Source organism: Peribacillus sp. NPDC096379, assembly GCF_044762875.1.
GTDB lineage: Bacteria > Bacillota > Bacilli > Bacillales > DSM-1321 > Peribacillus.
Window position 1 is genome coordinate 659,905 of record NZ_JBIWFD010000002.1, and the last position, 14,996, is coordinate 674,900.

Genomic DNA, 14,996 nt, shown 5'->3' on the forward strand with positions numbered 1-14,996 from the left:
CTTTTTTCTATTTAGACATTTAGATAAAGGCCAGAGTAGATCGTTCGCTTGGTCTATTCGTATCGATGAAAGCACGGAGGCACTTGTTTGTGGGGGAATTCGGCGAAACATAAGACTGTGGAGATCATAGTATTTTTCTTTTTTAAAGGAGCTTGCACTATTACTATAGTCAGTGACTACTTTCGTTCTACCTTGTCCATTCTCCTCATACCATTTATATGAGGGGAGCTGTAAAAGATGAGGAAATTAGGCCAGATAGTTGCGTTTAGTGCCATTGCAGGTATATCATGGTTATTAGTGCAAAATCCATATGTAGATTTGTATGTAAAGTCGATAGCAGGGCAGACTGTTGTTGCAGTAAAGCAGAGTGACTCTCTTATGTTAGAGATTGAATCAAAGGCGAAGGAGTATGAAATAGCTCCACAGGATGCAAAAGTTGATTCAATCTGGAAAACGGTACCTGGTCTAAACGGTCTTAAAGTAGACGTTAGGGAATCTTATAAGGCAATGAAAGACAAAGGGATTTTTAATGCAAAAAAATTGGTTTTTGAACAAGTTTCGCCTAATGTACATATAAGCGATTTAACTCCTGCGCCAATTTACCGGGCACATCCTGAAAAACCCGTCGTTTCACTTTTAATAAATGTGGCATGGGGCAATGAATATTTACAGGATATGCTTGCCATACTTAAGGAAAATGAAGTAAAGGCTACCTTCTTTTTGGAAGGAAGATGGACAAAGAATAATCCTGAACTAGCAAAAATGATTGAACAAGGCGGACATGAGATTGGCAATCATTCTTATACTCACCCTGATATGAAGTCACTATCCCAAACGGCTGCTAAGAATGAAATGCAAAAAACAAATGAAGTGATTGAGGCTGTAACAGATAAGAAAGTAAAGTGGTTTGCTCCACCGAGCGGGAGTTTCCGTGATGAAACGGTTGAAATCGCTGACAGTCTTGGGATGGGTACAATTCTTTGGAGTGTCGATACAATTGATTGGCAAAAGCCAAGTCCAGATGTTCTACTAAATAGGGTTCTTAGTAAAGTTCACTCAGGAGCATTTATCTTGATGCATCCAACAGACGCTTCTGCATCGTCATTAGAGGTAATGATTCAACAATTGAAAAAGAAAGGCTTGCAAATTGTAACCGTTTCAGAAGCTGTAAATGAAAGAAGACTGATTCAATAGAGATATCAGTTTACAATTTGCCTGCGCTTTAAAACCGCAAAGAACAAGGAGGAATGTTCATTGATTAAGAAATATACATGTCAAAATGGTGCAAGAATAGTACTCGAAAATATCCCAACAGTCCGTTCAGCTGCGATAGGGATCTGGATTAAAACTGGCTCCCGTAATGAAACACCAGAATTGAATGGGATTTCCCATTTTCTCGAGCATATGTTCTTTAAAGGTACGACCACTCGTAATGCGCGAGAAATTGCTGAATCTTTCGATAGCATTGGCGGACAGGTAAATGCCTTTACTTCAAAGGAATATACTTGCTATTATGCAAAAGTGCTCGACAACCATGCGAGCTTTGCACTTGAAATCCTTTCTGACATGTTCTTTAATTCTACGTTTGACGAAGAAGAATTGAAGAAAGAGAAAAATGTAGTGCTTGAGGAAATTAAAATGTACGAAGATACTCCAGATGATATTGTTCATGACCTGTTAAGTGAAGCAGTATATGAAAAGCATCCACTTGGGTATCCAATCCTTGGCACAGAAGAAACGCTTGATACGTTTACAAGTGAGACGTTAAAACAATACGTTCATGATATGTATACACCGGACAAGGTCGTTATTTCCATTGCTGGGAATGTGGACGAAAGCATGATTCAAGAAGTTGAAAAATATTTTGGATCGTTTACAGGCAGTGATATTCGAACTGAACTTATTAAGCCTATTTTTCATCAAAATCAATTCACAAGGAAGAAAGAAACTGAACAGGCCCACCTATGCTTAGGTTTTGAAGGCTTGAGCATCGGTCACGATGACATGTACAGTTTAATCACTCTTAACAATATTTTGGGTGGCAGTATGAGCAGCCGTCTTTTCCAGGAGGTTCGTGAACAACGCGGCCTTGCCTATTCAGTTTATTCCTATCATTCGAGTTATCAAGATAGCGGTTTAGTGACGATCTATGGTGGTACTGGAGTTAATCAGTTAGAAAGTCTATATGAGACGATACAACTGACTTTAGACACGCTAAAACGGGAAGGGATCTCTGCAAAAGAACTAAGAAACAGCAAAGAGCAACTAAAAGGAAGCTTGATGTTGAGTCTTGAAAGTACCAATAGCAGAATGAGCCGTAACGGTAAAAACGAGCTATTGCTTGAGACCCATCGTTCTCTGGATCGGATTGTAGAATTAATTGATGAAGTAACGGAAGAGCATGTAAACAAGATGGCTCAGCAAATTTTTACAGATTCTTATGCTTCTTCATTAGTTAGTCCGCTAGAGAGCTGGAATAAATAGTCTCACAAAAAAAGAGGGTCTAACCTCACACTCTATACACCGTTTCATGTGTCGTGTTCACATCTTAATGGTATATAGTAGATGTGGGGTTTGACCCTTTTGTTATGAGACAGCTTTATTTGAGAGAAATCCCTTTTTTTAAGTAAATTTCGATGTTCGATGAAAGCAGTTCGGTCACTTAAGGGCTATTGTGAAGCTTGCAACTTTCTTATCACAATAGTCATTCTAATACTTCTATTCTTGGACAAAGTAGGATATAGATGAAATATGAACATATGAGGAGGAGATATTTTGAGGCTTAGTGAATTAAGTGGAAAAGAGATTGTCGATGTGGCCCGTGCTGAGCGATTAGGAGTATTGGGTCAAACTGATCTTGAAATTAACGAAAAGGGACAAATAACAGCTTTAATCATCCCTTCTTTAAAGTGGTTCGGATTAAAGCGGCAAGGACGTGAAATAAAAGTGCCTTGGGAGCACGTAAAGAAGATTGGTTCAGATATGGTGATTATTGATATAGTGGAAACCCAATATGAAGAATAAAGTCTAATGTTTATTTTTACTGCCTTAGGGCGGTTTTTTTGTGACTTACTGCAGTTTTATCTCCAAAATCGAATGTAAGATACACATCATACAATCACCTATCTTGAAAGGATTACATAGGATGTAAGGGTAAAACAATGAAAAAAACGCGGAGATATTTCCATGAAAAAGAAGGTGACGGTTTTAATGCTCACAGGCTTGCAAATCGCAGTTATTGGCGGGGATGCTCGTCAGCTAGAGGTAGTTCGAAAACTGACTGAACTGGATGCAAGACTCTGGCTAGTAGGCTTTGAACAGCTTGAACATTCATTTACTGGTGCGGTAAAAGAGAAGCTTGAGGATGTAGATTTTTCTGAGATTGATACAGTTATACTACCTGTTGCAGGTACAAATCTTGAAGGAAAAGTAGATACAATTTTTTCAAATGAAGAAGTAACAATCACGGAAGAAGTTGTGTCGAAAACTCCACCTCATTGTACGTTTTATTCTGGAATTAGTAATGGATATTTAACAGGAATTATGAAAAATACCAACCGGCGTCTTGTACAGCTTTTTGAAAGGGATGATGTAGCCATTTATAACTCAATCCCGACCGTCGAAGGTACAATTATGATGGCTATACAGCATACAGACTTCACGATCCATGGTTCGAATGTAGCCGTTTTAGGGCTAGGTAGAGTCGGCATGACTACAGCGAGAAGCTTTCAAGCTCTTGGTGCGAAGGTAAGAGTAGGAGTTAGAAAAACGGAAGATATTGCAAGGATTACGGAGATGGCTATGACGCCTTTCCATATCAATGATTTAACGAAGATGATGAGAGATGTAGATATATGCATTAATACGATTCCATATCCAATTATTACAGCAAGTGTACTGGCGAATATGCCTGTTCATACCCTAGTCATTGATCTTGCTTCAAAACCGGGAGGTACAGATTTTCGTTATGCTGAGAAAAGGGGAATCAAGGCATTGCTTGCACCAAGTTTGCCTGGTATTGTTGCACCGAAAACTGCAGGTAAAATATTGGGGAATGCATTGTCCGAATTAATCAATGAAGATATGAAAAAGCGAAAGGGGAAAAAGAAATGAGCCTAAAAGGTGTACGAATCGGTTTCGGATTAACTGGTTCGCATTGTACGTATGATGCTGTTTTTCCGGAAATTGAAAAATTGGTGAATGAAGGCGCTGAGGTCATTCCAATCGTCACATCGACTGTTCAGCATACAGAGACAAGATTTGGAAAAGGGGAAGACTGGATTGATAGGATAGAAAAGTTGACCGGACATCATGTGGTCGATACAATAGTAAAAGCAGAGCCATTGGGTCCGAAAACTCCTCTTGCTTGTATGGTCATTGCTCCGATGACGGGAAATTCAATGAGTAAGATGGCAAATGCATTAACCGATTCACCAGTGCTTATGGCCGCAAAAGCGACGATGAGGAATCACCGTCCAGTCGTCTTAGCCGTCTCAACGAATGATGCTCTGGGACTTAATGGAATGAATTTAATGAGATTAATGGACTCAAAGGATGTTTATTTTGTACCATATGGTCAGGATGATCCGGAGAGGAAACCGACTTCGATGGTAGCAAGAATGAGTCAGATACGTGAAACCATCATCGCTGCATTAGATGGCAATCAAATTCAACCAGTAATCATCGAGAGATTTAAAGATCCCTCATAAATTTTAAATAATGAAACAGATGAAAATGCCAATAAGTAGTCAGACTTTTGTCAATTTTTTGCTTGTATTGCCCCGATTACGACATAAATTAGTAAAATCCTGTTTCTTTCGTGCATGGATATGTTAAAATAAATGATATTTCTATTAAAAATGTTACTAGCATTGATGACAAATAGATAGAAGTCATTATGTGAATGGAAAAGGGGTAAGGGAAATGGAAGAGACAAAAGGATTAAATATTGCGGTTGTTGGGGCAACCGGAGCAGTAGGACAACAAATGATAAAAACACTTGAATCAAGAGAACTGCCTATAAAAAAAATCACTTTTTTATCTTCGGCCCGTTCGGCAGGAAAGAAACTTTTATTTAAAGGCAAAGAAATTGAAGTTCAGGAAGCAAAGCCTGAAAGCTTTGAAGGTATAGATATTGCGTTATTCAGTGCGGGTGGAAGTATTTCTAAGGAATTGGCACCTGAAGCAGTGAAACGCGGGGCGATTGTGGTTGATAACACAAGTGCTTACCGCATGGATGAACAAGTCCCTTTAGTTGTTCCTGAGGTAAATGAAGAGGACTTACGCAACCATAACGGAATCATTGCAAATCCGAACTGTTCAACCATTCAAATGGTCGTAGCTCTTGAACCGATTAGAGAGGCTTATGGTTTAAATAAGATTATTGTTTCGACTTATCAAGCTGTTTCTGGAGCAGGTGCTGCAGCAATCGATGAATTAAGAGAGCAGTCTCGTGACTTACTTGATAACCAAGAAATTAAACCGGCAGTATTACCAGTGAAAGGCGATAAAAAGCATTATCAAATCGCATTTAACGTAATCCCGCAGATTGATACATTTCAGGAAAACGGTTTTACTTACGAAGAAATGAAAATGATTAATGAAACGAAAAAGATCATGCATATGCCCGAATTGCATGTAGCTGCAACCTGTGTAAGACTACCTGTAGAGACCGGCCATTCTGAGTCAGTATATCTTGAAACAAATGCAGAGGGCATTACAGCAGCCGATATCAAAACATTATTAAGTGATGCGCCAGGAGTCGTGCTTCAAGATGACCCAGAAAATCAAATTTATCCGATGCCGTCCGATGCTGTCGGAAAGACCGGCGTCTTTGTTGGCAGAATTCGTAAAGATTTGGATAAGGATAATGGATTCCATCTATGGGTAGTATCTGATAACCTTCTTAAAGGTGCTGCTTGGAATTCGGTTCAAATCGCGGAAAGTTTATTGAAATTAGGATTAGTTACGGTAAAATAAAGATAGCATTTATCAGTAAAGCGAAATTATTCGTTAGATTGTAATGAAAAAGAGATATGAGAAGCAATGTGGCTGGTGAAAAAAGGCAGACCCAGTAACTACTGATTACAGTATAAAAGTTTTATTTAATACCAATTACTGTAGTAGAGTACGAAATCGGACCTTTTTGAGCTAGCCCTTTACATTTGAGGTGTGAAGAATGAAATTCATCGTTCAGAAATTCGGGGGAACTTCTGTACGAGATGAGGAAAGCAGAGCACATGCTAAGCGTCATATTCAAAAAGCGCTAAATGATGGGTTCAAGGTTGTGGTCGTCGTCTCGGCAATGGGAAGAAAAGGAGATGTCTATGCAACGGACACGCTTTTATCACTCGTAAATGGTTCAGACAGCAAACTCTCAAAAAGAGAACAAGATTTACTTTTATCCGTGGGGGAAACAATCTCTTCGGTTGTTTTCACGAATACACTACTGGATAGTGGAATAAGCGCGACAACCTTTACAGGGGCTCAAGCCGGATTCCTAACAAACCAGGATCATACAAATGCCAAAATTATTGACATGAAATGTGATAGAATAAGAAGAGAGCTAGAACTTCATGATGTTGTTGTTGTTGCTGGCTTTCAAGGAGCAACTAAAAACGGGGATATTACGACGATTGGACGAGGCGGAAGCGATACATCTGCTGCTGCTCTTGGCTCAGCACTGCAAGCTGAATATGTCGATATATTCACCGATGTAGAAGGTATTATGACAGCTGATCCGCGCATAGCAGACTATGCCCGCCCACTATCTGTAGTAACCTATAATGAAGTATGTAACATGGCATACCAAGGAGCGAAAGTCATTCATCCTAGAGCTGTCGAGATTGCCATGCAGGCGAAGGTACCGATTCGTATCAGATCTACTTATTCAGATGGTCTCGGAACATTGGTGACGAGTATGAATAAAGGCAGCCATGGCGCTGAGATAAAAGAAAGACTTGTGACAGGGATCGCCCATGTTTCGAAAATTACTCAAATTAAAGTGAAAGCAAAGAAAGACCAATATAATCTTCAGGCTGAAGTATTTAAAGCGATGGCAAATGCTTCAATAAGTGTCGATTTTATTAATATTTCACCAAACGCAGTCGTCTATACAGTTACAGAAGAAATGACAAGCAATGCCATTACTATTTTGGAAAATATGGGGTATGAGCCATTTATCCAAAGGAATTGTGCGAAAGTCTCGGTTGTTGGGGCTGGGATTAATGGAGTACCTGGTGTTGCTGCCAAAATCGTCACAGCATTATCAGAACGAGAAATTAGCATTTTACAATCCGCGGATAGCCACACCACGATTTGGGTGTTGGTGAAGGAACAAGATTTGTCAGTTGCTGTGAATGCACTACATGACGCATTTCAATTGCATGAAGAAACCCCGGAATACCGGATAACGGATCGATAACTTTATTCAAATTATCGTATCCATGATGAGGATCTCATCTTATAAAATCAAGAGGTGTATGTATGATTAACTTTGGTAGAGTTTCAACCGCAATGGTTACTCCTTTCGATAAAAAAGGGAATATTGACTTAGCAAAAACAACATTATTGATCAATTACTTGATCGAAAACGGCACAGATTCATTAGTAATATCAGGTACAACTGGAGAGTCACCTACCTTAACATCTGAAGAAAAAATTGCGTTACTCAAGCATGTTGTTAACATTGTAGACAAACGAATTCCTGTTGTTATGGGAACTGGCAGCTATAATACGTATTCAACAATTGAGCTTACGAAAAAAGCAGAGAAAAATGGTGCAGATGCCATCATGCTAGTGGCTCCTTACTACAGTAAAACAAATCAGGAAGGTCTTTATCAGCATTTTAAAACGATAGCAGAGAACACATCCCTTCCGGTTATGGTATACAATATCCCTGGAAGAGCGGCTGTAAATATTACTCCAGAAACGATTATTAGATTATCTGAAATTGATAATATTGTGGCTGTTAAAGAAGCAAGCGGTGATTTGATTGCCATGACCCAAATCATTTCAGGCACTAATGAGGATTTTCAATTGTATAGCGGAGATGACGGCATTACCCTTCCTGTTCTTGCAATTGGTGGCGCTGGGGTCGTATCAGTCGCATCACATATTATCGGGAATGAAATGCAGCAAATGATCGAGTCTTTCTTTGTAGGGAACCTTAAAGAAGCAGCTAAACAACATCAGGCATTGCTTCCGGTATTCAAAGGCCTATTTGCAGCGCCGAGCCCAGTTCCAGTCAAGACAGCTTTGCAAATGAAGGGGATTGATGTCGGTTCGGTTAGACTGCCACTTGTGCCACTTACTGAACAGGAAAGAACGGCACTTGGCACGACTATTTTATAAAGTGAAACTTCAATCAGTGGGGGTTTTCTTTATCCCCACTGATTGTTAGTTGAACCAATCGGGCAGTTATCCCCCACCTACGCTTCTTCGATTCATCTAAGCCTTGAGGTAGGGGTCCTGACTTTCCGTTAATGCGGGATAAATATAGAAATCGTATACAAGCCAATCGGTAACGATTGGCTTGTTGTATATAATGAATGTATGCGCTTTTAAATTTAAAGAAATTATTTGCAGTAATTTTGACTCCTATTTTTAAAATAAATCAAGTTTGAAAGTGAAAGAATAACCTGTTTTTTAAAGCATCAGTTATAATGGATACAATTGGATTTCGAACTGCATTTACTCGAGGAGGATATAAGGTTGACTAGAGATGATATGAACGGCATTAGAGTTATACCCCTGGGAGGACAGGGAGAGCTTGGGAAAAATATGTATATTGTTGAAGTAAATCAAGATATGTTTCTGCTTGATGCAGGTTTAATGTTTCCAGAAGATGAAATGTTAGGCATTGATGCGGTTATTCCAGACATTACGTATGTGCTAGAGAACAGAGAAAGGGTAAAAGCAATATTTTTAAGTCATGGGCATGACGACCATATAGGGGCATTGTCTTATGTTTTAAAATACATTAAGGCACCTGTGTATGGTACAAAATTAACATTGGCCCTAGCCAAAGAGAAAATGAAGGAAAATGACTTTAAAGGCAAGGCGGAATTTATTGAAATTCAGTCTGATTCAATATTGAACTTTCAAGCGAGCAGAATCAGCTTTTTCCGGACAAATCATAGTATACCTGACTCTATTGGGATTGCGATTCATACAGAGGAAGGTACAATTGTCTATACGGGTGCTTTTAAATTTGATCAGGCGGCACCAGATATGTACAAGCCTGAAATAGGAAAAATGGCGGCTCTTGGAGAAGAGGGAGTACTCTGTCTGCTATCGGATAGTACAGGAGCAGAGTCCCCAGGCTATACCCCTTCAGAAGCAATTGTAGAACAAGATACGATACAGGCATTTCAACAAGCAAGAGGACGATTAATCGTTGCTTGCTTCGCTTCTAATATTATCCGTATTCAACATGTATTTAACGCGGCAGCAATCAGCGGCAGAAAAGTTGTGGTGGTCGGAAAAAACATACAGCGTGTATATGAAACCGCCTTAAAACTAGGTTATCTTACATTACCTGATGATTTAATTATTCCAGTGTCAGAACTTAAACAATATCCCGATCATAAGTTAGTTATATTATCGACCGGTCACCAAGGTGAACCAATTACAGCGTTGCAAAAGATGGCAAAAGGTACGCATAAGCAAGTTTCAATAAAACCGGAAGACACAGTGATTCTTGCAGCTTCTCCTTTAAAAGGTGGAGAGGTGAAACTATTTAAAACGATTGATATGTTATACCGGGTAGGTGCTACAGTTGTAACCAATCGTTATACAGTACATGTTACCGATCATGGCAGTCAGGAAGAACTGAAAATGATGCTAAACCTAATGAAGCCGAAATACTTAATGCCAGTACATGGAGAATATCGTCAATTATATGCTCACCAAAAGCTGGCGATTGGGGCTGGTCTACAAAAAGATCATGTTGTTGTCGCAGATAAAGGTGATATGATTGAAATGACCAATAATCAAATCAGACTTTCAAGCAAAGTATCTTCCGGAAATGTATTAATTGATGGAAGCGGTGTTGGAGATGTGGGAAATATTGTACTCCGCGATCGTAGGCTCCTGTCTCAAGATGGAACGTTAATCGTTGTAGTAACGCTGAACAGAGGAGATAAATCGATTGTAGCTGGTCCTGAAATCATTTCGCGTGGATTTGTGTATGTCCGTGAATCAGAGAAACTGATGGATGAAGCAACAGAACTCGTTTATAACATTGTCCAAAAAGCAAGGACCCGCCATCCTTTCGATTGGGCCGTATTGAAACAAGATATACGTGATTCATTAAACCAATACCTTTTTGAGAAAACGAAGAGACGGCCGATGATCTTGCCGATTATTATGGAAATTTAATATTATGATAAGGTCCTAGCAGTGTGAAATAGCTAGGACCTTTTTGTACAAAAAAGATATTGACAGTTGGGGTGTACTACGTGTATAGTACATATAAATAGTGTATGACCTATATAATACATACACTATTAAAGTAGTTCAAATTAGGAGATGGTTTCATGAATGCTACTTTTAATAATCGTGATCCTGTTTATTTACAGGTTGTACGATATTTTAAGGAACAAATTGCAAACGGAAATCTTGTGGCAGGACAAGAAATTCCATCTAGAAGAGAGCTTGCGGCCACGATGAAAATAAATCCGAATACGGCTCAAAAGGCGTATAAAGAAATGGAGGAGCAAGATTTGATTACGACTGAACGGAATTTCCCAAGCAAAATTACAAAAAATGAAAATATCTTACAAAGTGTAAGAGAGGAATTAATTATTACGGCAGTTGAATCGTTTTTGCAGTCCATTCGCCCGATAAATGTTCCGATCGATGAGTTGCTTCGAATTGTACAGGAAAAATATTCGCAAGAAAGTAGTAAGGAGGGACTCTAAATGATTGAAGTTAATCAGCTCACAAAAAAGTTCGGTAGAAAAAAAGTACTAGATGGTGTTTCATTCACGGCTAATAAGGGAGAGATTACATGCTTAATCGGAATTAATGGTGTTGGAAAAACGACCACATTAAAGGCAATCATGGGGCTGACGTCATTTAGTAAAGGAAGCATATTAATTGATGGACAAAAAATCAATAAGAACATGTATGAAAAAGTAGCATTTATTCCGGATGCGATTACAATGCTTCCACAAATGACAATTAAACAAGCGATGCAATTTATGCAGGATTTCTATCAAAATTGGAATCAAGAACGAGCGACAGAGCTTCTTACTTTCTTTAAGTTAGATGAAAAATCGCGTATTTCAGAATTATCAAAAGGAAACACAGCCAAAATTAACTTGCTGATGGGATTGGCAATTGACGTTGATTATATTTTAATGGATGAACCATTCTCTGGTATCGACATCTTTAGTCGTGAACAAATTGCGGATGTGTTCGCAAGCCATTTAATAGAAGACCGGGGTGTCATCATCACTACCCATGAAATCAATGATATCGAGCATTTGATCGATAAAGTCATTTTATTGGATAATGGCATCGTTTTAAAAGAATTTAATACCGAACAAATGCGTCAGGAAGAGGGGAAATCCGTTGTTGACGTGATGAGAGAGGTGTATCAAGGATGAAAAGTTATGTAAAGCTTGTCAATTTTGAAGTCAATCGTTTTATAAAAATTTATGCGTCATTATTAATCATAACACTCCTTAGCCAATGTATTGGAGTGATTGTTATTTCAACAGGTTTAATGAAAAGAGCACATGAAGTCATGTTTGAGCAGAATTTGTCTGAGAAAGCATATTTGCATCAATTTGGTGGTTTTGATTTTACCCACATTTCATCAACCCTTTGGTTTATAGGTCCGATTGCCTTATGTATTGCCGCCCTTATCTTTTATAGTTTTTTGATCTGGTATCGTGATTGGTTTGGGAAAAATACATTTGCTTATCGCTTATTAATGTTACCAACTGCAAGAATTTCATTATATTTTTCTAAGGCTACAGCGATTCTGGTTTTAATTTTTGGTTTACTTGCTTTTCAAATGATCCTATTACCACTTGAGAATGCATTATTTGAATCACTAATTCAAGAAAACTTCTTACAGACGAGCATGGATGTCTCATCCATTCTTCAGTCAAATGGTATTTTGGGAATCATCATTCCGCCATATTTTAGTGATTTACTCATCTCATATGGAATAGGCATAATGTTTGTGTTTGTTCTTTTTACCTCCATTCTGTTTGAAAGAAGCTTTCGTCTAAAGGGGATTGTATTGGGTATTCTTTATTTTATCGCAGCGGTTTTATTATATCTATCACCCCTGTTTATTATAGGTAACGAAACGATGCCTGTTTTATATCCGGAAGAGATTTTTGCAATTTTTCTAGTACTTGGAATTTTTATAATAGGTGTTTCTATCATAATTGGAAATTGGCTGATATCAAAACGGGTATTAGTTTAAGGAGGAAAGGCTATGAAAAGGTATATGAGCAGTATTATACTCGTATGTGTGTCAATCATCATCATCGGAGCCTATTATGGAAAAATGATGGTTAGCGCTAATAATTTTCCGGAGTACTCAATAAAAACATTAGAGGGCCGTGAAGGAGAAATAAAAGATGTTACTTTAAGTGGTTTTGTTGAAAAAGATGGCAGAACTAATAGTGTAAAGATTACTTCGAATGAAACACTATATCAGAGTGAGCAATCGTATTTGCAACGATTGACTGGAAATAATGATCCTAAAATTGAGAAACTTAAAAAGGAGCATCGCTCCTTTATGCGTGGACAAGGAAATATTCACTCTTTTTATCAAGATTCAGATTTTATTGCGTATGCAGAAGCGGATTACAAATCATCTTCAATAGATCATTCATATAAACACGTGTTTAACATTGGCTTATTGGACTTGGCTTCTGATAAGGACATATCATTCAAAATGAGTGTTCCTGGTGAAATATTCAACCATATCTCAGTGTTAGATGTACAACTCATTCAATCCAAATTAAAAGTGGTCACTAAAAATTACATATATACCAACACTGATGTGGATGATGTGGAAGTACATGTATATACTTTTGATCTTGGTAATCAGAAGCTACTAAATGATGAAGTGATCATCACGCCGCAACAAATCAAAATGGGCTATGATGTCTTAGATTCAATGGGACTAAACCCTCAGTCGCCTCGAAATTCTATCGTTTTTATTAAGCGACCTGAAATTGTAAATCAAAGTGAAGGATCAGCAAGTAATACTAATAAAGCAGCAATATTGGAATATGTTTATGAAAAAAATCATTTAGAAACGATTGAGTTGCCTGAAACATTAGAAACTCGTATTGTGACAAGTCAAAATTATTTGATTGGAGATAAGTTGTATATAATCAATCAAGATGCGAAAGGTATGCATGTAACAACATTTAATATCACAAACGAATCCATAACAAATGATCAAACTTTTCCAATTAATAATAATGATTGGGGAGGAGCATTTCCGATTGTCATTAAAAATGATCGAGTGTACGTACTTGCGACAAATGATTTTGAAAAAGATAATACGTCAAATGTGCCACCGCAATTATTTATCGGCGAATTAAAAACGGGTAAAACTTTATTTAAAGGTGAAGTGATCCCGAAAAAGGCGGATCAAAAGTTTGACACAAAACCATTAGTTTTACATTCATTAGAAATTAACTGAATAATAATCCGCATTTAACAAAATGTGGCCACTATATTCACTTTGAATTCTTAACAAGAACTATTATCAACAGACGGTTAATAAAAGAGGTTGATTATCTACATATAGTAGGTAATCAACTTTTTTTATTCGGGTAGAATTCTTTGGTTCTTCAAGTTAAATGCAATGGGATTATTATTTTTCCATTGATATTACTCTGTAAAGAATGAACCTTACCAGCTTAGTTCATACTAACTCTATTCATAATCTGAAAGGGGATGGGTAGATTGGATCGAGGAAAGATGGAAAATCCTGATGAAGGACGACAAGAAGAGAAAGGCTCGACACTTATAGAAAAAATTCAACAGCTTGGACAAACCAATGTTCCACAGATGTCGAAAGATTCAAAAATACATTGCTTAACGATTGTAGGCCAAATCGAAGGTCATATGCAGCTGCCACCTCAAAATAAAACAACGAAATATGAGCATGTGATTCCGCAAATCGTTGCGATTGAACAAAATCCGAATATCGAAGGGCTGCTTGTTATTTTAAACACGGTCGGTGGAGATGTAGAAGCTGGCTTGGCAATTGCCGAGATGCTTGGTTCATTATCAAAGCCGTGTGTTTCTATCGTGCTTGGTGGTGGTCATTCGATTGGTGTACCAATAGCTGTTTCGTGTGATCATTCATTTATTGCTGAAACCGCTACGATGACAATCCATCCAATTCGTTTAACAGGTCTCGTCATTGGGGTCCCGCAAACATTTGAATACTTAGATAAGATGCAAGATCGCGTAATCAACTTTGTAACTAAGCACTCAAAAGTTACGGAAGAACAATTCAAGGATCTTATGTTCGCAAAAGGAAATTTAACTAGGGATATTGGAACAAATGTTGTCGGTCAAGAGGCTGTCGATTATGGAGTCATTGATGAAGTAGGAGGAGTTGGTCAAGCGATGAGGAAATTAAACGAATTAATCGATCAATCCAATCAAGAGCAAGAGGGTAATGAGGAGGGCATGCTGCAATGACGTTGTATACGATTGTACCAGAGGAATACATTTTCCCAGGGCATTCTGAGGCACATGAAAATATTCATTTTCTTAACTATGGCGGGATTCCAGTAATATGTGAACAATCTGATCATTATTCGTTTCGGGTGGAAAGGATTGTAAGCACAGACCCTGCTCATTTTTTAGTAAAAGGGATTGAGCCAGGTAGCATTCTATCTGTTAAACAAAGCTTTCTTAACTAGAAAAAACGTCCATGAAAGCTATTTTATGCTATACTAAAACTACTTACGAATAAGCAGCCTCTTGGCTGCTTTATTCAT

The 14,996-nt window shown here is 38.1% G+C and carries 15 protein-coding genes; all 15 read left to right on the plus strand.

The annotated features are described in order from the left end of the window. Nucleotides 1-237: 237 nt before the first annotated feature. The 15 genes from ACIQZI_RS12205 (at nucleotide 238) to ACIQZI_RS12275 (ending at nucleotide 14,918) form a co-directional block, all read left to right on the plus strand. A complete protein-coding gene (locus ACIQZI_RS12205) occupies nucleotides 238-1,194 on the plus strand; it encodes a polysaccharide deacetylase family protein (protein ID WP_403073384.1) in 957 nt (318 codons plus the stop codon). Between the two features lie 60 nt (nucleotides 1,195-1,254). Then, on the plus strand, nucleotides 1,255-2,484 hold the full coding sequence (locus tag ACIQZI_RS12210; protein WP_062181048.1) for a M16 family metallopeptidase: 1,230 nt from the start codon (nucleotides 1,255-1,257) through the stop codon (nucleotides 2,482-2,484). Nucleotides 2,485-2,775: 291 nt separating this feature from the next. Next, the gene (locus tag ACIQZI_RS12215; RefSeq protein ID WP_403073387.1) at nucleotides 2,776-3,024 is read left to right on the plus strand and encodes a YlmC/YmxH family sporulation protein; all 249 of its coding nucleotides are present in this window, start codon (nucleotides 2,776-2,778) and stop codon (nucleotides 3,022-3,024) included. Nucleotides 3,025-3,210: 186 nt separating this feature from the next. After that, nucleotides 3,211-4,113, plus strand: coding sequence for a dipicolinic acid synthetase subunit A (gene dpaA / locus ACIQZI_RS12220; protein WP_062183302.1), 903 nt, complete (start codon nucleotides 3,211-3,213; stop codon nucleotides 4,111-4,113). After that, nucleotides 4,110-4,709 (plus strand): dipicolinate synthase subunit B, encoded by a 600-nt coding sequence (locus ACIQZI_RS12225; protein ID WP_062181042.1) that lies wholly within the window; start codon nucleotides 4,110-4,112, stop codon nucleotides 4,707-4,709. The genes dpaA and ACIQZI_RS12225 overlap by 4 nt, the downstream gene beginning before the upstream one ends. Nucleotides 4,710-4,923: 214 nt before the next feature. Continuing rightward, entirely contained in the window at nucleotides 4,924-5,979 is a 1,056-nt protein-coding gene (gene asd / locus ACIQZI_RS12230; protein ID WP_062181039.1) for an aspartate-semialdehyde dehydrogenase, read from the plus strand. Between the two features lie 199 nt (nucleotides 5,980-6,178). Then, a complete protein-coding gene (dapG, locus tag ACIQZI_RS12235; RefSeq protein ID WP_062181036.1) occupies nucleotides 6,179-7,423 on the plus strand; it encodes an aspartate kinase in 1,245 nt (414 codons plus the stop codon). Between the two features lie 62 nt (nucleotides 7,424-7,485). Further along, nucleotides 7,486-8,352 (plus strand): 4-hydroxy-tetrahydrodipicolinate synthase, encoded by an 867-nt coding sequence (gene dapA, locus ACIQZI_RS12240; RefSeq protein ID WP_062181035.1) that lies wholly within the window; start codon nucleotides 7,486-7,488, stop codon nucleotides 8,350-8,352. Nucleotides 8,353-8,727: 375 nt separating this feature from the next. Further along, complete coding sequence (locus ACIQZI_RS12245; protein WP_403074013.1) at nucleotides 8,728-10,380, plus strand: ribonuclease J; 1,653 nt, start codon at nucleotides 8,728-8,730, stop codon at nucleotides 10,378-10,380. Between the two features lie 158 nt (nucleotides 10,381-10,538). Continuing rightward, nucleotides 10,539-10,922: a GntR family transcriptional regulator gene (locus tag ACIQZI_RS12250; protein ID WP_403073391.1), complete on the plus strand. Its 384-nt coding sequence runs from the start codon at nucleotides 10,539-10,541 to the stop codon at nucleotides 10,920-10,922. Continuing rightward, nucleotides 10,923-11,612, plus strand: a complete 690-nt coding sequence (locus ACIQZI_RS12255) for an ABC transporter ATP-binding protein (protein ID WP_062181030.1) — start codon at nucleotides 10,923-10,925, stop codon at nucleotides 11,610-11,612. It begins immediately after the preceding gene. Continuing rightward, on the plus strand, nucleotides 11,609-12,445 hold the full coding sequence (locus tag ACIQZI_RS12260) for a hypothetical protein (protein ID WP_403073393.1): 837 nt from the start codon (nucleotides 11,609-11,611) through the stop codon (nucleotides 12,443-12,445). Before ACIQZI_RS12255 ends, ACIQZI_RS12260 begins: the two co-directional genes overlap by 4 nt. A gap of 12 nt (nucleotides 12,446-12,457) precedes the next feature. Beyond that, nucleotides 12,458-13,681 carry a hypothetical protein gene (locus tag ACIQZI_RS12265; protein ID WP_403073395.1) on the plus strand — a complete coding sequence of 408 codons (1,224 nt, stop codon included), beginning with the start codon at nucleotides 12,458-12,460 and terminating at the stop codon, nucleotides 13,679-13,681. Nucleotides 13,682-13,962: 281 nt separating this feature from the next. Further along, nucleotides 13,963-14,694, plus strand: a complete 732-nt coding sequence (locus ACIQZI_RS12270; protein ID WP_403074015.1) for a ClpP family protease — start codon at nucleotides 13,963-13,965, stop codon at nucleotides 14,692-14,694. Next, complete coding sequence (locus ACIQZI_RS12275; protein ID WP_062181019.1) at nucleotides 14,691-14,918, plus strand: YlzJ-like family protein; 228 nt, start codon at nucleotides 14,691-14,693, stop codon at nucleotides 14,916-14,918. Before ACIQZI_RS12270 ends, ACIQZI_RS12275 begins: the two co-directional genes overlap by 4 nt. The last annotated feature ends 78 nt before the right edge of the window (nucleotides 14,919-14,996 follow it).